A 25,605-nucleotide genomic window follows, 5' to 3' on the forward strand; every position below is an offset into this window, starting at 1 on the left:
GAAAGGACGATGCAAGGTTTCCGATCGCCAGGAAGCTTTCAACGCTCCATTTCGATCTTCTCGGCTCTTCGCAATCTGTTTGTCCCGCCCCGTTCTAAACGCTCTGCTCTCGTCATCCAAATTCATCGCCTGCAAGCGATGGCGGAATGGAAAGTTGCGGTTGGGAAATTCGCGTGAATTCTGGCCCAACCGCTATCAGCACAATCATCTTCGGGTAACGTGACAACGCCGCCGCAATACCAAGGCCGCTAAACGTTTCATGCGAAAACTTCTCTCTGCGTAGGACTGTTCTCCGCGGGTCATGGTCACTGACAAGCTACAATCATATGGTTCTGCCAAACGGAAAATGGGTCTGAGCGTTTGCGATCATCGCCAGTATAAGGGACTGAACAATCGAGCCGAGAATTTGCATCGGCCGATCCGAAGACCAGTGCGGGTTATGAAGCGCTTTAAATCGGCGCGACATGTGCAACGGTTTACGTCTATCCATGATCCCATTTACAACTTGCATTACTTTCCTCGCAGCAAATTCAATGCAGCCGATCACCGTGAGTTACGCCAAACCGTCAGCAGCATGTGGCGTGAAATCGCGTGCCTGAAATCCGCGTGACATAGCCACCAAAGGCCGAGTCATGTTCAGATGTGGGTTAATGTAACAGAGCCGTCAAATCTGCTGTCCTCGACAATCAGACCAGGCTCTCCAGGGACAGCAATTCCTGTGCTGTAGCTTCATCAGTTATAAGCACTTGAGCCTGGGTAGTCATGATGCTGGCGCGGATGATTTTTGCTTTGCGAATGCCGCCTGCCGATATAATCACCTTCGGCACTTTGCGCAGTTTGGTTGGATTGATGGCCATGGCGCGTTTGTTAATCGGATGATCGACAATTTCACCTGCCTCATCAACGAATTGGCACAACACATCGCCAACTGCGCCAGCTGCCTGCAGGCTCTCGGCATCTTGTGCCGTCAGCAAACCGCGACGGAAAATCGATGCCTGCTTGCTGACCTCCGCTACACTCAAAACTGCGAGATCTATGTCGGAAACTTTGCTTTTCAGTGCTTTCAGTTCCTGGATTTCCCACAGTTCCTTCGCCAGAGCTACATGAGGTACGAAGACGGGGGCGGTGATCTGGAAGAGTTCCGTCTTGTAAAACTCAGCCAGCCGCCATGCGACGGCTGATGGATTATCAGCCATGGAATGTGTCAACCCGCCGAGTAGGGAGATAACCGACAGGTCATTGATTTCACGCCACTTCAGATGGCTCATACAAGCTTGCAACGTTGCACCCCAGCCGACGCCGACTGTCAGCCCGTCTTGCAGTCGATCTGAAAGATAGCGTCCCGTGGCGTGGCCGATCACAGCGGAGATACTGGCTTCGGATTGATCCGAAGAGGGCACGACAATGGCTTCAAACAGCCCGAGGTGTTTTTCCAGCGCACGTTGCAAACGTATGAGCGGCTCGGCATGGGAATTCAGAGAAATCTGGACGATGCCCTCGTCGCGCGTGGCAGCCAGCAGCCGGAAAGCCTTGATCCGGCTGATATCCAGATTCTGCGCAACCTGCTCCTGCGTCAGTCCCTCAATATAATAGAGCCACGCAGCACGTAGTTTCAGTTCGTCCTGATCTGCCTGAAACTTGGTTTTCGGCTTTGTGCTGCGGGCCATTATCCTACCTTTTGCGTCTTTCTTCCAAGAAGGCTCACTATCTCGTTTACGTGCGATAATGATGCGATAATTACCTTTACGTCAAGAATTGTTTGAAAACATAAATGAACAAAAATATTTGGATTGCAAATAATGTACAAATAAAACATACGTTGCCGCATAAATTGCGGAGACTCTCCTGCTGGGAGAGGGGTTTTCAAGAGGTGGAAAATGCGAATTCTGATTTCAAACGACGACGGAATTGATGCTCCCGGCATTGCGGTACTTGAGAAAGCTACGCGTCTTTTGAGTGACGATGTGTGGATCATCGCGCCGGATGGAAATCGCAGCGCAAACGGACATTGTGTGTCTCTCACGGCTGGGTTTTCGGTCAACAAGCTTGCAGACAAGCGTTACGCCTGCACGGGTACGCCGGTGGATTGCGTGATCGCTGCGATTCATTGGGTATTCCGTGATCAGCAAATGCCGGACCTCGTTTTGTCGGGCATCAATGCCGGACGCAATGTGGCCGAGGATGTGTCCTATTCCGGGACGATGGCGGTTGCCCGCGAAGGCGCGCTGAACGGCATTGCTTCGGTTGCTTTTTCCGCGCCGCGTGATTGTGAGGTGTTCGATGCGGATGCTCTGGCGTGGCTTGCCAGTCATATACGCAATTTCTGGGAAACCAGAAGCGATTGGGCGCATGACGGTCACTGGCTGAACGTCAATCTGCCGCGCAAGCTGCCCGCCGCATTGGAAATGGCCGAAATCGGTCGCGACAAGAACCTGAAATACGCGAATCTTTTCGAAGAAACGGAAAATTCAGTTCGTATCCAGCCATTGGCGGATCGTGATTACAAATCCAACGGCAACGATGAGAACGCGTTGATTGACGCAGGCAAGGCCAGCGTGACCAACCCCAACTGGTTTGGCCATTCAAAAGTGCCGGCATCGGTGACCGAACACAAGCCTGCTTGATATCTGTGGCGCGTAAAAAAACACCCCCGTTGGCAGAGGCTAACGGGGGTGTATTGGTTTAAAAACGGCCGGTTTCTGGCCTTTTAAGAGCTTAGCTACCGATCAGCGGGTAAACTACCTTGATCATGTCTTCGAGGTGATCATTGGCGAAACCGTCGTGCTTCAGCACCTTGCTTTCAACGTGACCATCATCCGAGAAGTGATGTTCCATATAGCCGACTTCACGAGTGCCGCCCATTTCCGGAACGAGCTCTTCCGTTGTTGTAAACGCAATCGATGAGCACCATTCCAGATGCACATTGCCGCGCTTGGATGAGCGCTGCTGATGCAGGTGGCCGCTGGCGATCAAGCGCAGCTTTGGGTGGTTGGTCAGACCCTCAAGGCGACCCCAACCCTTTGGATCGACAGTCCAATAGGTCAGCTCGGTGCTGTCCGTATTATCGATGTAAATCGGCTGGTGGGAGAATACGGCGAGGTAACGGTCACCGGATGACGCGATCTGTTGGTCTATCCAGTCATATTGTTCGGCTTCCTGGGGCAGGCCGGAACCGATCAGCATCGAGCTTATACCGATGATTCGCCAATTGCCTTGATCGATAACCCAGCGGTCTGCGCCAAAATAATCCGCAAATCTGGCATAGCGCGCGGCATTGATGGCGCTGCCATTTTCACTTTCCGGCTTGGAAAGGTTCGGATTGTCGCCGACGTCGTGATTGCCCGCAAGAAAATGGATGGTTTTGCCGGATTCCTTAAAGAAATTCCGGCATAACGCGTAGTCCTCGTCATAACGAATCCCGTCCAGGGTCACATCGCCCGTGTGGATGATAAAATCATGATCTGATTCCGCCAGTGGTTCGGCGAGCAGGCGATTGTTCTCGCGGAAATGCTCGGTACGCGGCGAAAGGTGAGTATCTGAAATTTGTAATATGCTGAATCTGGACATGTTCGCTCCCATGATGAATGAGTCCCAATACAAAGAAACTCATTTTGTACAAAAGTATTGACTGTGAATAAAAAGTTCAATAATTTTTTTGCGGAAGGAGACTGGTTCGTTGGTTTGTCCCAAAGTGTTGCCAGTCGGGAGCTGTCTTTGTGCCGATGCGGTTTCAAAGGCAGATAAAAGCATTGGGAGGGGACGCGAATGTCGGGAATTGAGATCGTCAATCTCAACAAGAAGTGGACGACATTCCACGCGGTCAATGATGTGAACTTTACCGTTGCGTCCGGTACGCTGACCGTGCTGCTTGGGCCTTCGGGTTGCGGTAAATCCACCTCTCTGCGTCTGATCGCTGGGCTGGATTCTGTCACCTCGGGCCAGATTATCATCGGTGGCAAAGACGTCACCAACGCGCCGCCCGCGAAGCGGGGTCTGGCGATGGTGTTCCAGTCCTATGCTCTGTTTCCTCATTTAACCGTTGCAGAGAACATTATTTTCGGCCTGCGTGTGCGCAAAGTGTCTGCCGGTGAGCGTGACCAGCGTTTGAAGCGCGCTGCCGATATTCTGGGTCTGTCGAATCTGCTTGATCGGCGCCCGTCGCAGCTCTCCGGCGGTCAGCAGCAGCGTGTTGCTCTGGGGCGCGCCATCGTCGCAGAAGCTTCCGTGTGCTTGATGGACGAGCCGCTTTCAAATCTCGATGCACAGCTGCGCCACGATATGCGCAAAGAAATCCGTAACTTGCAGCAGCAACTCGGTATGACCATGGTTTACGTGACCCATGATCAGATCGAGGCCATGAGCCTTGCCGATCAGGTTATTCTGATGAAGGGTGGAAAGATTGAGCAGAAGGCAAAGCCTTCCGAGCTCTATCTGGAGCCCGCCACCACGTTCGTTGCCCGTTTTATCGGGACACCACCAATGAACATCATCCGTATGGCCGATTATGACGGCAAGGCCACTATCAGCGGTGCCCCAAATGGACCGGCGATTTTGAGCGATCCTGCCCAGGGATTTGTACTGGGATTGCGCCCCGAGGAAATCCGTGTGGCTGAGGAGGGGCGCGTAAAAGCCTCTATCGAAGCCATCGAATATCACGGTGCGGACAGCATTCTCGAATGCCGCGTGGGCGATCAATCTTTGCAAGTGCGCATTGAAGGCATTCGTCGCCTCAATCGCGGCGATACCATTGGTCTGACATGGGCGCCATCTGCGGTGCATGTGTTCGATGAAGCGGAAGGACATCGCGTCGAGCGCAGGGCCTTAGCCGTTTAACCAGAAAATGATCGGGGAACGATCATCCCTTGGGAGGAGAGAACAATGAATTTGCAAGTAAAACGATCTGTAACGCTCTTGGCCACATCTGCTATGCTGGCCGTAGTTGGCGGTTGGGGAACAGCCCAGGCAGAACCCGTCGAAATCAGCTTCTACTATCCGGTCGCAATCGGCGGTCCGGTTACCAAAATCGTGGATGATCTGATCACCCGTTTTGAAGGGCAGCATCCGGATATCAAGGTAAAGCCGATCTACTCAGGCACCTATCCGGAAACCCTCAGCAAATCGTTGACGGCTTTCAAATCCGGTCAGGCGCCTGAAGTCGCGGTCATGCTCTCGACCGATATGTTCACGCTGATCGATGAAGATGCCATCGTTCCCTATGAGGATCTGATCGAGACCGACAATGACAAGGCATGGCTTGCAGGTTTCACGCCGGTTTTCATGGTCAACAGCAAGAGCGAAGACAAAACTTGGGGCGTGCCGTTCCAACGCGGCACCACCGTTTTCTTCTGGAACAAGGATGCCTTCAAGGAAGTTGGTCTTGATCCAGAAAAAGGCCCACAGGACTGGAAAGAAGTTGTCGACTTCGCAACAAAGCTGACCAAGCGTTCTGCTGATGGAAGCGTCGCGCGCTGGGGCATGCAGGTGCCGTCGTCGCTGACCTCCTACTGGTTGTTGCAGGGATATGTTGCGCAAAATGGCGGCAAGCTTGCCGAGCCAGATGGGAAAACCACTAATTTCAATGCGCCTGAAGTTGTCGAGGCGATGCAATATTGGGTCGATCTAGCCCATAAGCTTAAGGTGATGAAGCCCGGCGTGATTGAATGGGCGACCAATCCAAAGGACTTCTTCGAAGGTCGCGCCGCTATGATCACCACCACCAGCGGCAATCTCACCAATGTGAAAACCAATGCGCCTTTCCCGTTCGGCGTGCAGATCCTGCCGAAAAACAAAGCCTATGGTGCACCGACCAGCGGCGGCAATGCGTATATTTTCAATGTTGAAGATAAGGCAAAGCAGGAGGCGGCATTCCAGTTCGTGAAATGGCTCTCCTCTGCGGATCAGGCTACCGAATGGAGCATCAAGACAGGCTATATCGCGGCCCGTGATGATGCTTGGCAGACGGAAGCCATGAAGAAATATGTTGAGGAATTCCCCGGCGCAAAGGTGCCGCATGACCAGATTCCTTACATGGTTCCGGAACTTTCAACCTATGAAAATCAGCGTGTCGCACGCGTAATCGACAATGCGATCGAGGCGTCGCTGACGGGTAACAAGAGCGTTAAACAAGCTCTCGACGATGCGCAGGCCGAGGCCGAACGTATCCTCAAGCCCTACCAGTGATAGGTTGGCATCAGAGCTTCGGGCGGCCCGTCCACACGAAGCTCTTTATCATGCAAGAATGACAATGCGGCGTGTGCCCGGCAGAGCCGGTTCACATCATCGCAAGAAGGCTGGAGAACTCGCGTGAACCAGGCGAAAAACCATATAACACCATGGCTTCTGCTGTTGCCGGCCACTGTCTTGCTGGCAGTGTTTACGCATATTCCAGCAGTCATGACGTTCATCAACAGCTTCTACCAGACGCCGCGCGGCAAGCGTCCGCCTCGCTTTGTCGGCGTTGATCACTATACGACAATGATAAGCGACCCGGTTTTCTGGGCGGCCCTCAAGAACAACGCGATTTACGCGCTCGGCACTGTACCTGCATCCATAGCGCTCGCCATGCTGATGGCGATCATTGTGAATTCGTCCATTCGCGGTCGCTCGCTGATGCGGATGTCGTTCTTCATGCCGACCGTCCTGCCGATGATTGCTGTCGCCAATATCTGGTTGTTTTTCTACACGCCGGGCTATGGTTTGATCGATCAGTTTCTGGGCCTGTTCGGTTTCAATGAAACCAACTGGCTGGGTAATCCCGATACCGTGCTTGGCAGTCTGATGGTGTTGGCCATCTGGAAGGAAGCCGGTTTCTTCATGATCTTCTATCTGGCGGCATTACAACAGATCAGCCCGAGCCTGTCCGAAGCGGCAGCGCTTGAAGGCACGGGACGCTGGTACTTCTTCCGACGTGTGACGCTTCCACTATTGATGCCAACCACTCTGTTTGTGCTGATCAATGCGGTGATCAATGCATTCCGCCTGATCGACCATGTGATTGTCATGACCCGTGGCGGGCCGGACAATGCCAGTACTCTGCTGCTCTACTATGTTTACAATGTTGCATTCCGTTTCTGGGATACGGCCTACGCATCGGCTTTGACGGTTGTGCTGCTGCTGGCGCTTGCTCTTATCGCCTTCGTCCAGTTCGGGATTCTTGATCGCAAGGTGCATTACAAATGAGTGCAATGACATTACCGCATCAGCCACGCGAATTCTCGTTTTGGCGGGGCCTTGAAACCGTTGGGTGTTATCTGCTGGGGCTGCTCTGGATACTGCCTTTGCTCTATGCCGTATGGATGGCGTTCCATCCAGCGCAATATGAAGCTCGGTTTGATCTCTTCGCTCCGGTGACACTGGAGAACTTCAGCAATGCCTGGAACGCTGCGCCTTTCGGGCGTTATTTTCTCAACACATTCCTGCTGATCACCACGATACTGATCAGCCAATTCATCATCTGCACGCTGGCGGCCTATGCTTTTGCTCGCTATGAATTCCGCGGCAAAACGATTGTCTTTATGCTGGTGTTGGTACAGCTGATGATTATGCCGGAAGTGCTGCTGGTCGAAAACTACCGCACCATTGCGAAGCTTGGTCTGGTGGATACAGTTGTGGCTATGGGGCTGCCTTATATGGCATCGGCCTTCGGCATTTTCCTTCTACGCCAGACCTTCCTCACTGTGCCGAAAGAACTGGACGACGCAGCGCGTGTCGAAGGGGCGGGGGCAATCACCACGCTTCTTAAAGTCTACGTGCCGTTGGCTAAACCGATCTATGTGGCCTACGGTCTCGTATCGGTCAGCTATCACTGGAACAACCTGCTCTGGCCGCTGGTCATTACCAATTCCGTTTCCACCCGTCCACTGACGGTTGGCCTACAGGTATTTTCATCACCGGATCAGGGTGTGCAATGGAGTATTATCTCGGCTGCTGCATTGATGACGTCGGCGCCTTTGCTGATCGGGTTTTTACTGTTCCAGCGCCAGTTCGTTCAGAGCTTTATGCGCGCGGGTATTAAATGATATGCGTAAGAGAGCAGGACTTTCGGGTAAAGCCGATAAAACGGCGAATTCTCAACTCGTGGCTGCGGCTTTCTCAGTTATTGGGAAAACTTGACCATCACTGGAATGGGTCATGAAGCCTTCGACAGTCACAAGTGTTCGGCTGTTTGGCTTTACTTGCAAGTTCCGACTGTGCAGTTTCAGGACGATTGGAAATCGCGGTAATTGAATATGGCAATGGCTGACTAACCATTGCGGCTTTTAGGGTTATCTCTTTTGCGCTATATAGCGGATATGAGATGGGTGGTTGAAACGCTTGATGACACTGTGGATGCTGAAATTGAGGGGCTTCCTGCTGGATTGCAGGCCCGTCTCGTCCGTCTAATGGAGTTGGTCGAGACGTTGGTTCAGAACAATTGCATGAGCCTCATGTCAAGCATTTAGAGGGAAAGCTCTGGGAGCTTCGCGCTAAAGCAATGGAAGGAATTGCGCGGGGTCTGTACGTTACTGTTAACGGACGCCGCGTTGTCATTCTTCATATTTTTGTCAAAAAATCGCAGAAAACACCAAAGAGCGCCTTAGATTTAGCAAGGCAGAGAATGCAGCAGGTAAAGCCATGACCAGGATTTCAGACCTAAAAAAGCGCCTTATGAACGATCCCGAATTCCAGAAGGAATATGAAAAAGCGGATGCAGAGTTTGCTCTTGTCGAAGCTCTTGTGAGGGCGAGAACCGACGCAAAGATGTCGCAAGCCGATGTAGCGAAACGTATTGGCACAACCCAATCGGCCATTGCTCGGCTTGAAGGTGGTAAAGTTTCTCCGTCCATTTCTACATTGCGTCGGTACGCAGAGGCCACAGGGTCGAAACTGCAAACTAATCTGATCCATCAATGATAACTCAGTGATTTCTCGAGACAGTACTTTGGGAGACTGGCTGTGATATTTTACGGCCGCTTCACTCCAATTCAGAATTGTTCCTTCGTGTATCAAAGTGGCGTCGCTGCGTTAGTTCCTGACTTGGAATCAAAAACAAAAGCACCGCCTACAAAACGATCCCGCAACCTTCGAAAGTCGGAAACTGGGCGCACCCAGCCGTTGACCGGGGGGGCTTCCCCGGCAAGCAATCGCGCGCTGTCAGCAATATCATGCAGGGGAGGGCGATTAGTTCACGAGGATGAAGAGTGTGGCAGCAATGCTAGAATGTCCGCCGAATTGCAAAGTAGAAATGTCAATTTCGACCGCTACTTGGCACAACGACCAGCCCCGGTCTGAGCGGCTGATCCCGGTTGCAAGATCAGATCGGGGCGGGTGGAAAGCGGGCTGGCGGCTATCCAAGTTGCAACGGCCGCTTTGCGCCTGCATGTCGGCCGCAGAGGGGATCTTGCCTTGGCCCGGAAGCCGACATTGCGGTGACCGCCTAGGGGGTTCATAGTCGTGCCACAACCGTCCATTCGCGCAGGTCATTGTGCGTCACGCTCGACTCGCCTGAACGCTCAGCCGGCATTGCCAAGCTCAAACAACTTGGCAATGGCCGTAGATGAATTCAATACGCGCGGCCTCCTCTTCAGTCAGGGCGGCAAATTCCTTTTCACGCGCGCGCTTCGACAGCTTGCCACTGTTCTGTCTCAGGAAGCGGAACAGGAGATCGAGCAGCCTGTCCGGCATGTCGATCATGCGCGAGACCTCGTTCTTAAAGCTATCATAGGTTTTCAGGAAGGCGGTCTCTGCGGGCAGATCGACGTCAATGGTACGCGCCACACATTCGAACATGAATTCCGCGTGAGGCGTTGCGTCGAAATAACGGTAGAAGTCCGCCGTCTCGTTTAGCGCCTCGACATTGCCCCGCTCCGTCGGGCGCCAGCGGATATGGGGCAACAGGCGACGAGAATAGGTCTCCAACACGTGGCGGTACTCGTCAATGCGGTCGAGAATGACCGCCGAGACAGGAAATACCAGCCCAGGCGGATTGAAACCGCGTTCCGCCAAAACATGATGGATGAGGTAACGATGCAGGCGTCCATTTCCGTCCTCGAATGGATGGATGTAGACGAAGCCGAAGGCGAGCGCGGCCGCGGCAAATACCGGGTCGAGTTGTCGCGCCGCGCTGCGGTCGAATGCGGCCAATCCGTCGATCAGAGCCGGTAAATCCATGTGCCGAGCGCTGACATGATCTGGAATAGGTGCACCGCTCAAGCGGTCACGCTCTCCGACGAAGCCGCCATCTTTGCGTAGGCCGAGATGCACGAAACGCGCGTCGCCGATAACAATGCGCTGCAGTCGCTCGAGCTCGGCGCGATCTATGGGATGGCGGCCGGCCTCCCCGATGACCTGTCCCCAGCGTTGAATGCGGTCCTGTGGAGGGTCTTCGCCTTCGATCTGGAAACTCGACCGTGAATCCTTGAGCAGCAGGAAAGCCGCGGTACGGGCAAGCAAATCCGCTGGCACCTCGGCTATCAGGCGCCGCGCTTCCTCGCCGAGATCTCGCGCGATAAAAGCATCCAGCTTGGGTGTGCGGAAGATCATCGGGCAGAAGGCTGGTGTGCCCGGCAGATTGTTCTTTATCCGATGGCGGGAGGATGTCGTTCCATCGACTACCCATTGCAGATCGGGATCGACGACAGGGGCGTAAGTGCCCTGAACCGCATCGTCGAGCGCGAGCCTGGCGTCGAGCAGCCATTCATAAAGAAACCAGAGACGCCGCGCATACGCACCGGTCGGCGCTGCGTGCACGATCTCGATAAAAGGCTCTGGCCCAGTAGCCTGAAACAGGGCCTTAAGGACGGCCAGATCCAGACCTTCGTAACGCAATGCGAAGGTTAGATGACCAGTGAGACTAGCGTCTGGTTGGTGGCGCGGCGTATAGAGCTTCCAATCATCAGCTTGATAGAGTTTGTGGCGCGCACCGATGGCAGCGAGTTTGACCGGCACGGGAACAGCAAGCTCGAAAGCGTCGATGAGGGATGCGTATCCGACAGGGATCGCTCGTTCTGGTAGCCGGCGCTCGTGCAAAACGCTTACTGCGCCTGAAAATGGCTTCTTTTGCCCAGGAAGCATGAATTTTGACACCCATCCGTGAAAATCTATTCTATGGCAAGAATATCATGAAAATCAATCTCTAACAATGAAATTCCATATGAATCGATTTCATTCTGTGAAAATTGATCACGGACGAAAGGATATCAACCGCCGCCGGTCAGCTTCTCCCAGCTGCGGCAAGCTTGCCGGATCGGTGTAAGCACGCAAGATGATAGCTGGCACCACCACGAGAATGTTACCGACCAGAAGTCCGTAAACGGGTTGACGCATGCTCTCGGCGTCACGTAAACCTCACTACGGCCGTTAAAAAGCGACTTTTCCAGTCGAATACGACATGCGTAGTGCTGCCCGTTGCCGTGACCGCAGTCACGCTCATGACAGCTCTGGCGCCGATCGCATCGAAGCGCGCCCAGGAGCGAACCCCGTCATGCCCCTTAAGGATGCGGCCCCAGTCGTTAATGAGACCGCCCGGAACAAAGGCGGCAACGAACGCCTCTTCGTCGCCTGCGTTGATCGCAACAACAGCAGCTTGCAATGCGGGTGGCAAGGAAATTGGCATGGTCTATTCCTTTTGGTAGAGAGAATACGATCCGCTAGCGCAGCAAATCAGGCTTTTGCCAGTTGCCATATGGCAACCGCCGCCAGGATAGCGGGGACCGCAAAGATGACGATGAGGATCGGCAGTTCCTGAGCGATTGTATAACCGGCTCGGGTGACGCCTACCCACATATTGAACAGGGCAACGACAAACCAAATAGCGGCCTGTGAACATCGATTAATCCAGCTTATTGAAAGCTGGAAACCCTATTACAGTGATCGTTGACGAAACGTTTGCAACAGATCCCGCTATCGTGGGGTCCCAATTGGGGCAGCAAATTTCGACTTTGCATCGGGAGCACTTCGGATTTGGTCCCTGTGGTCATCGCGCCTTGGCTCCGGCACTCGATGTATGACTGAGCCTGGTTGCTTGGAGGACCGTTATTTCCCCGCGCATATGCGCGAGGAAAGTTTCTGAGTGTTGGGCCTCGTGAAATGCGTAGAATAGTCTTGTTTTGATCATGACTGCCAGCTCAAAGCGAATGCAGTGTCTGTTAGGCGAGGTTATCCAAGATGGTGGATCAGTTCCGTGTTCGGTCGACCAGGCATTTCTCCGACAGCCATGGCATCATGCTGCGCAAATGTTCTCCCACTGCTTCAATAGGATGGGTACGGGCGCGGGTACGCTCCGCTTTGAATGACGTCTGACGCACCTTATTCTCCAACATCCATTCGCGGGCGAACTTGCCGGACTGGATTTCGTCCAGAACCCGTTCCATCTCCGCTCGTGCATGCTTGGAAATAATGCGCGGACCAACCTTGTACTCACCATACTCGGCAGTATTCGAGATCGAATAGTTCATATTATTGAAACCACCTTCATAGATGAGATCGACCATAAGCTTCATTTCATGCAGGCATTCGAAATATGCCATTTCCGGTGCGTAACCGGCATTGACCAGCGTGTCGAATCCCGCCTTGACCAACTCCGCCATGCCCCCGCATAGGACGGCCTGCTCTCCGAAGAGGTCGGTTTCGCATTCTTCTTTGAACGTTGTTTCGATGATGCCAGCCCTCCCGCCGCCTATGGCCGACGCGTAGGATAGACCCAGATCGTGGGCGTTTCCGGTCGCGTTCTGGGCAATAGCTAGCAGGGAGGGCACCCCGCCGCCACGCAGATATTCCGAGCGTACCGTATGGCCAGGCCCTTTTGGCGCTACCATAAGAACGTCTAAATCTGGGCGAGGTTCAATGAAGTCGAAGTGGACATTGAAACCATGGGCGAACATCAGAGCAGCCCCTTGCTTCATCTGATCTGCGAGATGACTATGGTAAATATCAGCCTGCACCTCATCCGGTGTCAGGATCATAACTACATCAGCCCAAGCAGCTGCTTCTGCCAGCGGCTTGACGAGAAGATATTCTGCTAAGGCTTTTGCCGCTGTTGGAGAGCCATCGCGCAACGCTACACAGACATTTTCCACGCCACTATCGCGCAGATTCAACGCATGTGCGTGTCCTTGGCTTCCATAGCCAACGATGGTTACTTTTTTTGATTTGATCAGATTGAGATCCGCGTCGCGGTCATAGTATACGCGCATATTCAGGTCCTTCGCGTTATGTGGAAACACATGTTGGGACGGTCAAGCTAAGAGGAAGGCCAGATCGTTAAAAGGGGGAAAGCTTCAGCCATTGCAGGCGGCGCTAAGCACTGCCTTGATTGAAGCCGTGGCGATGTCATCATCAATCCCGATTCCGAAAATCCTGCGACCATCACGTGAACGGCATTCGAGATAGGCGGCCGCCTGAGCATTCGAGCCACTTTTTAAGGCATGTTCGTGATAATCGACGATCTCGAGCACGAGGCCGAAGCTGTCTTCGAGTGCAGTGACGGCACTCGAGATTAGTCCATTGCCACGGCCTATGATGGAAACCTCGTCACCTTTGTGACGGATGCGTCCGTTGAAGATCCGTTGGCTACTGGTTTTGCGTGATATTGAATCTTGATAGCTGACCAGTTCGAAATCCTGCGATCCCGTCATGTGATAGGCATCCTGGAAGATTGACCAGATCATGGCGGACGTGATTTCCTTCCCGCTAATCTCGGCGAATTCCTGCACCCGGCGGCTGAGATCGATCTGCAATTGTCGTGGCAGTTTCAGGCCTTTGTCCTGCTCTAGGATCCAAGCAATTCCGCTCTTGCCGGACTGGCTGTTAACGCGTATCACCGCCTCATAGGTTTCCCCGATATCTGCAGGATCTACTGGCAAATAAGGCATTTCCCAGATTCCGTCATTGCGTCGTCCATGTGCGACGAAACCCTTCTTGATTGCATCCTGGTGCGAGCCGGAAAAAGCAGTATGCACGAGCTCGCCTGCATAAGGATGACGAGGATGTATCGGCAACCCGTTGCAATGTGTAACGGTGTTCACGACGTCACGGATCGCGGGGAAATAGAGCTTAGGGTCGATGCCCTGCGTGTATAAATTGAGAGCCAGTGTCACCAGATCTACATTGCCGGTTCGTTCGCCATTCCCGAACAAGCAGCCCTCCACACGGTCTGCCCCAGCTAGCATTGCCTGCTCGGCCGCCGCTACGGCAGTTCCGCGATCATTGTGCGGGTGGACACTGATAATCACTGCGTCTCGGTTGGAGAGATTGTGACAAAACCATTCGATCTGGTCTGCATAGACATTTGGCGTTGCCACCTCGACCGTCGCAGGCAGATTCAGGATCACTGGATGTTCGCGTGTTGGCTGCCAAACATCCAACACACGTTCGCATATTTCCAATGCAAAGTCGGGTTCGGTGAAGCAGAACGTCTCTGGCGAATATTCGAAGGTCCAGTCTGTATCTGGCCGCTTCAGGCTCTCCTCAAGGATTGCAGTGACACCAGTAATCGCCAGGTCAATGATCTCCTTCCGGTCCATCCCGAACACAACGCGCCTAAACAGCGGTGCGGTTGCATTATAAAGATGGACGATTGCTTGCCGTGCCCCGTCGAGCGCTTCGAAGGTCCGCGCGATCAGGTCTAAGCGCGACTGGGTGAGTACCTGGATTGTAACATCGTCGGGAATGCGGGTTTCGTCGATGAGCTTTCGCACAAAATCGAAATCAGTCTGAGAAGCGGATGGAAATGCAACTTCGATCTCTTTAAAGCCTATCGCGAGGAGCATATCGTAGAAGCGCAATTTGCGCTCCACGTCCATTGGATCAGCGAGCGCTTGGTTTCCATCGCGCAGGTCTGTCGACAGCCAGCGCGGCGCTTTTTCGATCCGGTTCGATGGCCAAGCGCGATATGGCAATTCAATGGGTGAGATGAACGGACGGTATTTGGTTTCGGGGTTTTTCAGCATGTTTAAATTCCGTTATGCGCAAAAGGGAAAGGCCAGCACGGCTGCAATACGGTCGCCAGGTGCCGTAAGTCCTGGCGGCCGCAGATAAGTCGCAGCGCAAAGAAATGAAGTTTCCCGTTCTTCGCACCGGGGGAGGCGCAAATGGCTATACTCTGCATTTCAGAAGCCGCCAAAACCGCAATTTGCGGCTGAACAGAGCGGCGAGGGATCTTAGCGATAGCAAACACGGTGATATACAAAGACCTATGGTGGACTGGGCGCTATGATATCTGTATGTGCGATGATATTCTCACGCGCGAAGACCATAAATCGTCGCGAAAGGACCAAGTTGCTGAATCGAGGCACTCTATGACCGATAAGATCGCTGTCGTTACCAAGGACGCGCACCGCTTCTCCAGCATTCGCCATACGCATCCGCAAGCGCAGCTCATCTACGCGATTAGTGGGATTGTCTCTGTCACAACAACAGAAGGGACTTGGGTCGTTCCGCCCAGCCGGGCGGTGTGGGTACCAGCAGGTGTCCAGCATGAAACGAAAAGCCACGTCACTGTGCAGTTTCGAGCATTGCTCATCGACTTGCCGGAGATAAGGGGTCTACCCAGCGCTTGCACCGTGGTGGAGGTGACGCCGCTACTGCGCGAATTAATTTTGCGGCTCTCCGAGCTTGTAGAAAAGCCAAGAGGTGCAGATTTTAGTCGCACCGTCACACAGCTTTTGCTCCAAGAATTGACGTCCCTTCCGATCGAGCCACTTAGTTTACCCATTCCCCGACATGCGCAACTTGCTCTATTCTGCGAATGGTTACGAAGCGACCCGGCCGCCACCATCGGATTGCATAAGGCAGCTGGTTTACTTCACATGAGCCGATCAAGCTTTATGCGGTTGTTCCAGCGTGAAACCACCATGAGTTTCGCCTGCTGGCGTCAACAAGCTCGTTTGTTGCATGCACTACCGCTGCTTGCGGAAGGGCAATCGATCTTGAACGTTGCGCTCGCTTGCGGGTATGACAGCCCGAGCGCCTTTTCTGCTATGTTTAGGCGATCACTCGGAAGATCACCAAGCGAGTATTTTGCAGAAACACGAGCTTGCCAGCAATCGCCGTTTTGGTAAGTGAAGAGGTAGCCCCCGGGGGAGGCGCTCGCCGTAATGAGGAAACCATTGCGCCGGTATCGGCGACAACTTGTGTTGACTGAAAACTACGATTACCAATTGAAATTCAGCCACAACGCGTAAATGTGAAACCCCGGCCTGATCTAATCGCTCTACACCTTTGTCCGTTGCGCGATTGATAAACTTCAACTCGTCTGGCAACGAATAATTTGTGAGGGGACAATAACGCTACCAATTGCTTATCCTAATCAATCAATAGAACATCTATAGCACAGCCGCTTTTTGTTGAATAAGATCTCGTCGTTTATTTGAAAAATAGATTTTGTAAGGCTCGCACGAGTTGTGTGTCCGCGCGCTAAAACATCTCCGGATTGCAATTGGACCTGAGAGATGGGTTCCATTGCATAGGTTATGCTAAACAAGCGTCAACGCCAACATTCCGCTGGTATCTTACCCGTTGATCCGCCATCCCGGCTCGGATGCACATGTGCTGGCATTTTCCCCCGGTCTCAGAACGAATTGTGACGAACGGTGGGTAAACTGAAACCATGCAACAGGTTTCGCGTCAGTCTGGACGGGCTGATGGTTGGTATGGATATCGGTTTAAAGGAGTATAACCCCACTGTTGTTGCTACGGCGGATGATTGACGCCGCCTCGACCGACATGCGTTGCTGAAGCGCTCACTCCACGTACAATGATGGAAAGGGAGAGGTTTCGCGCGTTGGTATACGTCCTGCGCTATGGCGCTAATACCTGAAAAATTGTAGAAGTTACATCCGTCACGTTTAGCGAGCCCGACAATGAACCATAAACCGAACTCCGCAGGACCACTAGGTTCAGGTCTGAAACGGATGACCGGTAGAGACCCTGCCCAGTTTCACCGCGTCGCCAGTCCCCTAGAGCTTTTGTTCGATCTGACATTCGTTATCGCATTCGGACAGGCAGCCTCCCAGCTTGCGCATGGACTGGCCGAGGGGCATTACCTCGCCGCCCTGATCGGATTCGGATTTTCCAGTTTTGCAATATGCTGGGCTTGGATCAATTTTACATGGTTCGCATCTGCATTCGATACCGACGATTGGCTTTATCGTATAGTGACGATGATCCAGATGATAGGCGTACTCATACTGGCCGTTGGCATCCCGCGCATGTTTGCTTCGATCGAACAAGGCGCGCATCTGGATAATTCGATGATGGTGTCCGGTTATGTCGTCATGCGTTTTGCCATGATATTTCAATGGTTGCGTGCCGCAAAGCAGGGCGGGAATAGAAGTCGGGCCTGCCGGGCCTATGTCGTTGCAATATCGGTGGCCCAGATTGGCTGGATTGTGCAGATACTCTTCGATTTTTCGCTGCCTGTCAGCCTTCTACTGGGTGTTGTTCTTGCAGGCATCGAGTTGTCCGGGCCTTATTTCGCCGAGCGTATCGGTGGTGGAACGCCATGGCATCCCCACCACATTGCCGAACGCTATAGTCTGTTTGCAATCATCGCATTGGGCGAAGGAATTGTCGGAACCGTTGCAACCCTTTCGGCGGTTATTGACAGTCAGGGTTTTTCGCTAGACGTCGGTTTGGTCGGATTGGCCGGGATGGGGCTGACGTTCGGGATGTGGTGGATTTACTATCTCTTACCTTCTGCCGAAGCGCTGGAGAAATCGCGTCAGAAATCATTCCTCTGGGGATATGGGCATATGGCGATTATCGCCGCGATCGTTGCTACCGGGGCAGGATTGCATGTAGCGGCGAACTTTATCGAACATAAGGCTCACATAGGGCCAGCTGCGACACTGCTCACGGTGGCGATACCGCTCCTTGTCTTCATAGCAGGTCTCTACGCCCTCAACAGTTATCTTATCGGAATCGTTGATCGTCTTCATAGCTGGCTCCTGCTCGCCACGATTGGGGTAATTATTATGGCAGTTCTGGCATCACAGGCGGGACTTCCAATGCCGGTTTGTCTAGTTCTTCTCAGTCTGGCTCCGGCGGTTTCGGTGATAGGCCATGAGCTGTTGGGCGATCATCACCGTGCGGTCGACGCGCAGTGAAATAGATCATTCGCGACAATTGAAAGTTGTTCAATTGCCCCCTTTCTTCAGGGCAACCGATCAGGACAACCTTCACGAGACGATTTGGTGGAGAAGGCAGCGATAGTGCTCCTCCGCAATAGTGCCGCAAAAGAAGGAACGTGGATTGCAAAGCTGAATGGCTTCACACTAGCAAAAGCATGAATTCATGTTATCTCCCGTTCACTCAAGAAGAGCTGAGGAACCTGATGGACAGTGGGGAACACAATGCTATTGCATGTGGGATCTTTTGCTTACACAGGATTCAGTCCGCTTCAGCGACTATACTTATTGGGGCAGAACAAAGCGCGGACGGCCATAATTTGGCCTCCAGCTACGCTCGCACAGACAATTTTCAGTAAAAAATTGCTTCAGCGGCATAATATGATCAAATCGTTCTACGAGTATCCGGGTTGTTTATCGTCACTGTTTCTACTTATCTTTTTAGCGATGTTATCGAAAATGCGCGAAGATCGTCAGGATTTCTTGATGTTATGATTTTGTTGTCTACAACTACTTCGGGGTCTTCCCATACTCCGCCTGCGTTCATCACATCAGTTTTGATAGAATTGTAAGAAGTCATTTTAAGATCTCTGGCCAGCCGCGCCTCGATCAATAACCATGGCGGATGGCAGCTACGATTTTTGAACTTTTATGAAAGCCCTGGATCAGTGAAATCACTTCGACTTTTGTTCTTAGCGCGTCAGGATTAATCTGCCCGTCCGGCAGTACCAACCTGTTAAATTCATCGATGCTGACATCTTTCAATACAATGTCGATGTCCACTGCATCGCCCTAATCTTTCTTATGCCAGCTTTTGATCGTTTTTTGTTAAGTGATGCCACAATCACATCTGCCCCCTACTTCTTGAGGTCATCTAGCGGAAAATGAAGCTCCGATCTCTTCATCCTGCGCATATTCGTTCCGACAATGGCCCGGATTTTATCGCCAAAACTTCGAGGGAATGGATTACGCTTGTCGGTGCCAAAACGGCTTACATTATGCCGGGTAGCCCATGGCAAAACGGGTATTGCGAAAGCTTCAACTCCAAGCTCAGGGATGAATTGCTTAATGGAGAAACCTTTTCGCTCAAGGAGGCGAAGATCATAATCGAGGGCTGGCGAAAAACTACAACATCGTGCGACCGCACTCATCCTTGGGCTACAAGCCGTCGGCGCCAGAAGCCTCTGTCTGGCCACCTCATAACGGACCTGCATCAACGCCGGCGCTAGCGATTAGGCCCAGAATGCACTAGCAATAAACCCGCATCACCCGATGGGGGCAGACCAAAGGCCGACGCGTCCACGACAATGTTTAACTACGTGGCGTCTGAGGTGAAAGCGAACGGCGCTTTTTTTGAAGGTAATCCAACTGATTACGTGCTTAAAGTTCGCGTCGAGAGCTACATCGAACCCTAAGTGCTCGATCTTTGGCTCGAAAGGGAAACCAAATACTGCTTATCGCTTATCCTGCGGACCGCCGTCCAATGTCCAATTATTGTGACACTGGCATTTCAGTTCCCGAGGTGAAACACTTTGGTGCAATGGCCTAGACTACAATGTCCTCGAAGATAAAAAAGTGGGGCGAGACGCCCCATCTCAACAGCTATTAATCCTGGCCAAGGCGTCTGCGCAACTCCGCATTCTCCGCGCGCAGCTTGGTGGCCAGTTCCTTACGCAATCTGGTATTTTCAGCCTCGAGCGCCACAAGTGCGCTCAGATCGTCACTCGCAGAGTGCTTGCCTGACGGTGAAGCTTTTGCGGCAGCGTTCTTCCAGTTATAATAGGTCTGTTCTCCAACGTTTGCTTGCTGAAGTGCGGCTTTAAGAGTTGTCTTGCCGCTCTTTATTGCCTTTTCTATAGACGCGAGTAGGGAAGCGCGCTCGGCAGGAGTATATTTTCTCACCTTGCGCAGCTGAGCATCAGCGGCAACAGGCAAGTCTTTCGATGCCTTTGCGGTAACTTTAGGCGCCTTGCCTGGTTTGAGAGCCGGCGCTGCCTTTGTTTTTGCAGGTGTGGCCTCTGCTTTCTTGCGAGCCTTAGGTGTCTTCGGCGCAGTGCCAACCGGCTCAGCAGCTTGTGTGCCGGTTGCCGTCTCGCTTACATTTGCAGTGGTTTCATCAGCCATGGTAAGTCTCTCGCAGGTTGATATTCGATTGAGCTGTCTATTCTTCCAATATAAACGGAAATAGTTAACGCAAACATTTAGAAAAGCGATGTTTCGGTGTATCTGTCTGCACAGAGTTTAAGCGGTGTTGCTTGATCATGCAATCACCATTGAAAACCATGTCCGGGCTATTTAAGTATGGCCAATATCCGTCTGGACGCATTCTTACCAAATTTGAACTGGAAACTATTCCGGATGAAAAATCCAAACCGAAACGTTATTGTTGAATATAAGAACCGCCGCACTCGCAAGACCAGGAATTCCCTATGGGGAAACCTGGATCTGAAATTAATCGCCCAGAGCGTTGGGGAAGATACCTCCTTACAATCGGCGCCAGTCATGCCCCCAGAATCTACTCCGATAGGTCCCGACACTTCTATTTTGATAGTAAATAACACTATTGGCGCATCCGAACTCGACGCTCTCGCGGAGTCTGCTCCAGATATAAAACAAGGGCTGCCGTCTGGCATGCTTGATGAACAGCAAGACGCTCCGTTGAGCCCGAAAATGGCGCAGAAACTTGCTCTTCTCACCATGGCTTCGCCTACGAACGCCCGGTCGATAGTACAACGACGCAACACAAATCTTCTTGTTTCAAAACGTGAGCGTGTAGCGAAACTTTCGATGGATCAGGCGAGCAAGGATGAATTGGTAACGCTTCAGATTGAAAACACTAAATTGAAACAAAGACTTGTTGTCAAACTGCGGGCAGAGAATAATCAAATGAAACGGATGCTCGAACGTCTTAAACAGAGTTAGAGTTTCGTGTGCTGAAACTTGAAAGATACAAGTACGTTAACATGTACGTGACAACACTTTGACAATTGAGTTACGGGTTCGCATGGAGCGCCCGACCATGTGGGTGAATCAGTTGCCGACAGCATCCTCGCTGGATTTCAATTGATCGTCTAGTAGTAGTTTAAGACGCGTATTCTCGGCTTGAAGTATGGCCAGTTCGCTGTCTGTAACTAGATGGTCGTCTGTTTCTAAGTTCTTTGTTTGAGCCGCAGGGCGAGGGGGCGGCCCTTGGTCAGGGGAGACCGGCTTTTTCTCCGGCGTGAAGTGAGCGGAAGCTTTGACGGGAAACGGTGAAACATTTGATTTCTTAGACTTTGAAGGAGTATTCACCGTGGATTCCCATGCACTCTCTTCAGACATCTTGCTTGTCAGAGCGTCATCATCTTCAGCGTGAGTATTTTTTCTTACTGCTGTTTTGAATGAAACCGTCGCAGGCTGGGATTGAACTCCGAGCACCCGTAATTTCTCGTCCTTGCTTTTGGTAGTAAGGGAATTTTCATCTTCGGATACTGGTTTTTTACGCTGCATCCAGCTACCGATCCCTTCAATAAGACGCTTTCCTGGAAATCTCATTGTCGGTTTGCCTTTCTTCGCCATCAACGAACTAATGGATACACGCTGCAGCGTGTTGCATCGACTTTCCCATCACAATTTAGCACGGCAACTTTGACGTGAGTGCGAAATCGCAGTCCAATTCACACACATGCTCAAGATAGCTGCACGTATGGTGCAGGCGTGGCGTAACGTGATCGGGATCAAAACTGATGCTGCTCACCCGTGTAGGCAAGAAGATTACCGTAAATTGCGACAAGCCGCCACCTCCATGTGGCATGAAGTTCAATTCACAGATGGGAAGCTGACTGACAGGTCTGTGTAGGTCCTTCAAGACAGATGACATAGGATGATAACCTAGGATGTAGCGAAAGTCATCGTCGAAAATCTAATGTTCAGCCGTCTCTTTGCCGGTATCACCTCCCTTGTTCCAAAGGTCCGTCATACCAACGTTACTGACCCACGTGCTCCTTCTCAGGTCTCAAAGTGGCCGCATATTGATCGGAATGGCGACCGGCTTCAAGTTGGAATACAAGGCCGGAAAACGTCGGAATCTGCACCTTCACCGCTATAGGCACCTCGAATGTTGATGCCAGTGTGACGCTGGAAGGGTAGGCGCTTTCTTTCACTAGTATGGACCCGTCGGGGCGCTACCAACGAGCATATCGGCCTGCGCTTGGACACTAATGAGGCTGATGAGAACATTGTCGCGAATGATATGACCAATGCGCGCGAAGAACTGTTTCTCTGCTCGTTCCATGTCTTGAATTGGCGCGTGCTTCAGACTTCTGCAACGCTGGTGTATGGTTGAGGCTCATGAAGCGTTTGCCAGTTTTCTCCTGAAGGAGGCAGACGACATTCCCAGAATTGTGGAATCGCCGCCGCTTTCTAGTCGAGACGCTCAACCGCCCGTGCATGTGGTCGGCATGGCTCTGCCAACTCCCCACGACAGGCGCCCCTTTACGATTGTCAGCGTGTGCTGGCCGTTCGAATAGATCGTTCCGTCTGCTCCCATGGAGGGCAGGTCCACCGCGGTGGCGCCGTTGACGGATATAGAAGCGCTATCACCAAGCAGGCGCACTGCCAGACGCGTGCCGTCCTCGCACGTGTAGTTGCTGACGGGATAGGCGTTACCCGCGCCAACCGATGCGGCAGAAGCGCAATTCGCGAAGTTTGCAAGCATCAGAGTACCAATCGCTAAGACTGACAGATTTCCCAACATGATAATCCTCCAAACTTGCAATCTGTGGGCAGATCACCTGTCGCTTTTGTGCTCGCAACAGGCGCTACCCCACCAGTGCCGACGCCTACGTTATCCACGCTCTTAAAACATCGCTCGCGCAGATAGTCTACTCGGGATAGGTTTCAACGCCACCAGGCGTCTGACTGTTGAAAAGGATGATCACCAGCATGTTCCCGGGTTCCGACATCACATCGCTGCGCTGAGCCATTATCTCTCCGGTTACCCCGCTGGTATACTCTGCAACCACTTCGCCGAAACTATTGCGTTGAATTGCCACCCTCTGTCCCTTTTCGACTTTGTCGTTGAGTTTGACCAAATGTTCGACGATTCCACCCGCGGTGGCCAGCACCGGGAACCCACTATTGCCGACAAAGACGGTCAGGTCTTTGCCAGTGCGGCCCAACGGTCCGGCAAGAATGCCGTGATGTTTGAGAACGTTCATCGTGCCTTCCACGAACAGCGCGATCATCTCGGGGTTTAGCACGCGCGCAGCACCGATCTCCGGACAAAAAGCCGGTATTCCAACGTCCAGGAACGCGTTATGCAGCACGGTGGGATAGGCCTGTTTCGGCATGTCGAGGATCTGAGCGACAGGATAAAGGTCCAGTAACTCTTTGACCTCAGGTCTAGCCGTATCGCCGATGTTGAATGCCGTGACCTCTAGCCCTGTTGTCCCCGTATGGAAATCGATCGCGACGTCGGAATTCGGCCGCAGCAGCCGGTTGAACAACATTCCGGCATGACGGCTCGGCGCGGTTAGACCATTTTCGTTCCCGGGCCACTCCCGGTTCATATCGATCAGATCCATACCTCTGCCTTGGTTGGGCCACCGTCGCTGCATGCTTTCCAAGGCTGGGCGGGATATGTCGGTCACCGCCATCACTGTGCCTGACATCTGCGCGGGATCGAGCTGGTTCATAACCGTCTGGACAGTGTGTATGGAACTCATCTCGTCGCCATGCACACCGCTTGTCAGAACGACACGCTTGCCCGGCTTCGTCCCTTTGCTGACTGTCACCGATACATACCAGTGCTGGCCGGTCGGCGTCTCCACACCCTGAAAATACAAAAGGTGCTTTTGACCAACCTCCAAGTCGTTCACGTTGAGCGCACTGACGACTTTCTTACCCTGAATTTGCTCGCCAGTGTAGACTGTTCCTCCCGGCAGTTTGGCCGTAGCGGTTTGTGCCGCTGCTTGGTCGGGAGAGAGAACAACCGACGCCGCAGCGCCACTGATAGTCGCGAGGGTGGTAGCGATCAGAAAATCTCGACGATCAAGTCTTCCCTTATCTGTCATGGTAGGGTTCTTTCCGATTGGACATATCCTGCCGCGCACTGTAGCGCAGTTCAGGGGCTGCCGAAAGGATGCATCCTACTAAAGGCCAGTGGTGGGTCGTTTCCAATGTAAGGTGTGAGGTAACGCCATCCCGCGAATAAACGGCCGGTGTGAGGTCAGTAGCTGCCGTATCTGGCGAGGGGGTTCAGAGCGCTTAATCTGAATCACAACGCTGTTAACAAAAAATGCCTCGCTTATGTGCCCATCGCATGTACCTAATAGCATTAATATAAATACATTGGCATTCACTATTTACGATGCAAAATCAGTGGTTAGGTTTCGGCACTGATGGATTCGAGAGGGGGAACTGCAAGAAGAAGTCCCCAATCGCTATCGTCATCAGCAGCATATGTACAACTCCATTGAACAGGAACGCCGCCGCGTCAAACGCAGGATCCGATCCATGCTTGGCTTAAAGTCCGAACTTAGTGTCGGGAGTCACACTTGCCGGCATCGAACTCGTCACATGATGCGCAAGCGGTAGAGGGCCTTTGCATCATCAAGGGAGCGCGCTCCAACAGAACTTTGCGGAGCTCATATTATATTAGGCCCAGCGAGAAGCCGCGCTCCGTACCGACCAATTTTGGAACAGAAAGTGCGATGCAGTTGACCCTAAGCGGGGTGATGTAAATAAGGCTTCAATCCTGTCCTCATCACCAACACCTGAGCTTCTTACGTGTCGAATGCCAGCGTTTCGTGAACGTCTGCCGTCTGCATCTTGTCGTTTTGCATGAGTTTTATCCGTCAACGATTGTCGTATCTACATTGCGTCCGAGTACTTGATCGATCAGACAGTTTACAGGCATCTAGTTTGGCGTGCGATGGCGCTTACGTATGTCGCTATGACAGTTTCCTGTAGTGCATCGATCATCTGTTGGCTCAAGTAAATGTAAAAATCTTATAAGTTAAATGCTATTCGGCTGTGGAGCGGATCTGATCAAAAACGTGCCGCGCGAATTCAAATTGCCGCGCCGTTCCGCGTCCCATCGAGTTTTTCCCCAACGTCTCCGTGAGAATGCCGCGCTGAACGAGTAGATCCATGGTCTCAATCACTCCGCCGCGTGTCATCCCCGTGATTTTTATCACGGATGCGAGCGTTAACGGCTCATGAGCCTGATGCATCATGTAGAGCACGTTGAGCAACCCAATCTGCTTGATGCGTGATTGCGGCGTCTCGTCTTCGAGTGGCTTTTCCAGGATTTCCCGCAGGCCAAAATGCGCGAGCGCCTGATTTTGCCACCGTTCACTTAAATTGCTTGCCATTCTTTTAACTATCTATTATTTGCATGGTATGACGTTGAGGCACACCGACTTCCAATAACGTGCCCAACAACAAATCGGAGGATGGGAGGCATGAACAGCTTTCTCTTTCGCAGTGCAGTGGCAAGTTTCGGGTTTGTGTCATCATA

22 protein-coding genes and 4 pseudogenes are annotated in these 25,605 nt (G+C 52.5%); 13 read left to right on the plus strand and 13 right to left on the minus strand.

Annotated elements, in window-relative coordinates; all coding sequences use genetic code 11:
* Window positions 1-177: pseudogene (locus OIV19_RS22375) on the plus strand (IS6 family transposase); the annotation flags it as partial.
* Window positions 178-223: 46 nt separating this feature from the next.
* A pseudogene (locus tag OIV19_RS22380) lies at window positions 224-610 on the plus strand (DDE-type integrase/transposase/recombinase); the annotation flags it as partial.
* 76 nt (window positions 611-686) lie between these two features.
* Here the strand turns inward: OIV19_RS22380 and OIV19_RS22385 are convergent.
* Window positions 687-1,667 (minus strand): sugar-binding transcriptional regulator, encoded by a 981-nt coding sequence (locus OIV19_RS22385; protein ID WP_264234000.1) that lies wholly within the window; start codon window positions 1,665-1,667, stop codon window positions 687-689.
* A gap of 210 nt (window positions 1,668-1,877) precedes the next feature.
* Here OIV19_RS22385 and surE point away from each other — a divergent pair, with 210 nt between their 5' ends.
* Complete coding sequence (gene surE / locus OIV19_RS22390) at window positions 1,878-2,624, plus strand: 5'/3'-nucleotidase SurE (RefSeq protein WP_264234002.1); 747 nt, start codon at window positions 1,878-1,880, stop codon at window positions 2,622-2,624.
* A gap of 91 nt (window positions 2,625-2,715) precedes the next feature.
* Here surE and OIV19_RS22395 read toward each other — a convergent pair whose 3' ends face one another.
* A complete protein-coding gene (locus OIV19_RS22395) occupies window positions 2,716-3,567 on the minus strand; it encodes a metallophosphoesterase family protein (protein WP_264234003.1) in 852 nt (283 codons plus the stop codon).
* A 198-nt stretch (window positions 3,568-3,765) separates the two neighbouring features.
* On the opposite strand from OIV19_RS22395, the gene OIV19_RS22400 reads away from it, so the two are divergent.
* The 6 genes from OIV19_RS22400 (at window position 3,766) to OIV19_RS22425 (ending at window position 8,892) form a co-directional block, all read left to right on the plus strand.
* Entirely contained in the window at window positions 3,766-4,833 is a 1,068-nt protein-coding gene (locus OIV19_RS22400) for an ABC transporter ATP-binding protein (protein WP_264234005.1), read from the plus strand.
* Between the two features lie 45 nt (window positions 4,834-4,878).
* Window positions 4,879-6,180 (plus strand): ABC transporter substrate-binding protein, encoded by a 1,302-nt coding sequence (locus tag OIV19_RS22405; RefSeq protein ID WP_264234006.1) that lies wholly within the window; start codon window positions 4,879-4,881, stop codon window positions 6,178-6,180.
* 123 nt (window positions 6,181-6,303) lie between these two features.
* Complete coding sequence (locus OIV19_RS22410; protein ID WP_264234007.1) at window positions 6,304-7,179, plus strand: carbohydrate ABC transporter permease; 876 nt, start codon at window positions 6,304-6,306, stop codon at window positions 7,177-7,179.
* Window positions 7,176-8,018, plus strand: a complete 843-nt coding sequence (locus tag OIV19_RS22415; RefSeq protein WP_264234009.1) for a carbohydrate ABC transporter permease — start codon at window positions 7,176-7,178, stop codon at window positions 8,016-8,018. Before OIV19_RS22410 ends, OIV19_RS22415 begins: the two co-directional genes overlap by 4 nt.
* A gap of 395 nt (window positions 8,019-8,413) precedes the next feature.
* A complete protein-coding gene (locus OIV19_RS22420) occupies window positions 8,414-8,617 on the plus strand; it encodes a type II toxin-antitoxin system RelE/ParE family toxin (protein ID WP_264234011.1) in 204 nt (67 codons plus the stop codon).
* Window positions 8,614-8,892 carry a helix-turn-helix domain-containing protein gene (locus tag OIV19_RS22425; RefSeq protein ID WP_264234013.1) on the plus strand — a complete coding sequence of 93 codons (279 nt, stop codon included), beginning with the start codon at window positions 8,614-8,616 and terminating at the stop codon, window positions 8,890-8,892. Before OIV19_RS22420 ends, OIV19_RS22425 begins: the two co-directional genes overlap by 4 nt.
* Before the next feature lie 618 nt (window positions 8,893-9,510).
* Here OIV19_RS22425 and OIV19_RS22430 read toward each other — a convergent pair.
* The 5 genes from OIV19_RS22430 to leuA form a co-directional block, all read right to left on the minus strand.
* On the minus strand, window positions 9,511-11,052 hold the full coding sequence (locus tag OIV19_RS22430) for a Fic family protein (protein ID WP_264234014.1): 1,542 nt from the start codon (window positions 11,050-11,052) through the stop codon (window positions 9,511-9,513).
* A 108-nt stretch (window positions 11,053-11,160) separates the two neighbouring features.
* Complete coding sequence (locus OIV19_RS22435; RefSeq protein ID WP_264234016.1) at window positions 11,161-11,304, minus strand: hypothetical protein; 144 nt, start codon at window positions 11,302-11,304, stop codon at window positions 11,161-11,163.
* Between the two features lie 10 nt (window positions 11,305-11,314).
* Window positions 11,315-11,593 carry a hypothetical protein gene (locus OIV19_RS22440; protein WP_264234018.1) on the minus strand — a complete coding sequence of 93 codons (279 nt, stop codon included), beginning with the start codon at window positions 11,591-11,593 and terminating at the stop codon, window positions 11,315-11,317.
* Window positions 11,594-12,152: 559 nt separating this feature from the next.
* The gene (gene ilvC / locus OIV19_RS22445) at window positions 12,153-13,172 is read right to left on the minus strand and encodes a ketol-acid reductoisomerase (protein ID WP_264234020.1); all 1,020 of its coding nucleotides are present in this window, start codon (window positions 13,170-13,172) and stop codon (window positions 12,153-12,155) included.
* Window positions 13,173-13,256: 84 nt separating this feature from the next.
* On the minus strand, window positions 13,257-14,927 hold the full coding sequence (leuA, locus tag OIV19_RS22450) for a 2-isopropylmalate synthase (RefSeq protein WP_264234021.1): 1,671 nt from the start codon (window positions 14,925-14,927) through the stop codon (window positions 13,257-13,259).
* Window positions 14,928-15,275: 348 nt separating this feature from the next.
* On the opposite strand from leuA, the gene OIV19_RS22455 reads away from it, so the two are divergent.
* Window positions 15,276-16,037, plus strand: coding sequence for an AraC family transcriptional regulator (locus tag OIV19_RS22455; protein ID WP_264234023.1), 762 nt, complete (start codon window positions 15,276-15,278; stop codon window positions 16,035-16,037).
* 801 nt (window positions 16,038-16,838) lie between these two features.
* Window positions 16,839-18,083: a low temperature requirement protein A gene (locus tag OIV19_RS22460; RefSeq protein WP_264234024.1), complete on the plus strand. Its 1,245-nt coding sequence runs from the start codon at window positions 16,839-16,841 to the stop codon at window positions 18,081-18,083.
* A gap of 454 nt (window positions 18,084-18,537) precedes the next feature.
* Here OIV19_RS22460 and OIV19_RS22465 read toward each other — a convergent pair.
* A pseudogene (locus OIV19_RS22465) lies at window positions 18,538-18,887 on the minus strand (DJ-1/PfpI family protein).
* A 122-nt stretch (window positions 18,888-19,009) separates the two neighbouring features.
* Between OIV19_RS22465 and OIV19_RS22470 the strand changes: the two are divergent.
* Window positions 19,010-19,356 (plus strand): annotated as a pseudogene (locus OIV19_RS22470) (integrase core domain-containing protein); the annotation flags it as partial.
* 353 nt (window positions 19,357-19,709) lie between these two features.
* Here the strand turns inward: OIV19_RS22470 and OIV19_RS22475 are convergent.
* Entirely contained in the window at window positions 19,710-20,228 is a 519-nt protein-coding gene (locus OIV19_RS22475) for a transposase (protein ID WP_264234026.1), read from the minus strand.
* 177 nt (window positions 20,229-20,405) lie between these two features.
* On the opposite strand from OIV19_RS22475, the gene OIV19_RS22480 reads away from it, so the two are divergent.
* Window positions 20,406-21,026 (plus strand): hypothetical protein, encoded by a 621-nt coding sequence (locus OIV19_RS22480; RefSeq protein WP_264234028.1) that lies wholly within the window; start codon window positions 20,406-20,408, stop codon window positions 21,024-21,026.
* Window positions 21,027-21,134: 108 nt separating this feature from the next.
* On the opposite strand, the gene OIV19_RS22485 is transcribed toward OIV19_RS22480, so the two are convergent.
* The 4 genes from OIV19_RS22485 to OIV19_RS22500 all read right to left on the minus strand — a co-directional run bounded on the left by OIV19_RS22485 (window position 21,135) and on the right by OIV19_RS22500 (window position 25,459).
* The gene (locus OIV19_RS22485) at window positions 21,135-21,638 is read right to left on the minus strand and encodes a hypothetical protein (protein WP_264234030.1); all 504 of its coding nucleotides are present in this window, start codon (window positions 21,636-21,638) and stop codon (window positions 21,135-21,137) included.
* 880 nt (window positions 21,639-22,518) lie between these two features.
* Window positions 22,519-22,839: an MliC family protein gene (locus OIV19_RS22490; protein ID WP_264234032.1), complete on the minus strand. Its 321-nt coding sequence runs from the start codon at window positions 22,837-22,839 to the stop codon at window positions 22,519-22,521.
* 127 nt (window positions 22,840-22,966) lie between these two features.
* Window positions 22,967-24,157, minus strand: coding sequence for a succinylglutamate desuccinylase/aspartoacylase family protein (locus OIV19_RS22495; RefSeq protein WP_264234034.1), 1,191 nt, complete (start codon window positions 24,155-24,157; stop codon window positions 22,967-22,969).
* Window positions 24,158-25,108: 951 nt separating this feature from the next.
* The gene (locus tag OIV19_RS22500) at window positions 25,109-25,459 is read right to left on the minus strand and encodes a transcriptional regulator (RefSeq protein ID WP_264234037.1); all 351 of its coding nucleotides are present in this window, start codon (window positions 25,457-25,459) and stop codon (window positions 25,109-25,111) included.
* Between the last annotated feature and the right edge of the window lie 146 nt (window positions 25,460-25,605).

The sequence above is a fragment of the Brucella sp. HL-2 genome (assembly GCF_025846885.2).
Taxonomy (GTDB): Bacteria; Pseudomonadota; Alphaproteobacteria; order Rhizobiales; family Rhizobiaceae; genus Brucella; species Brucella quorumnocens.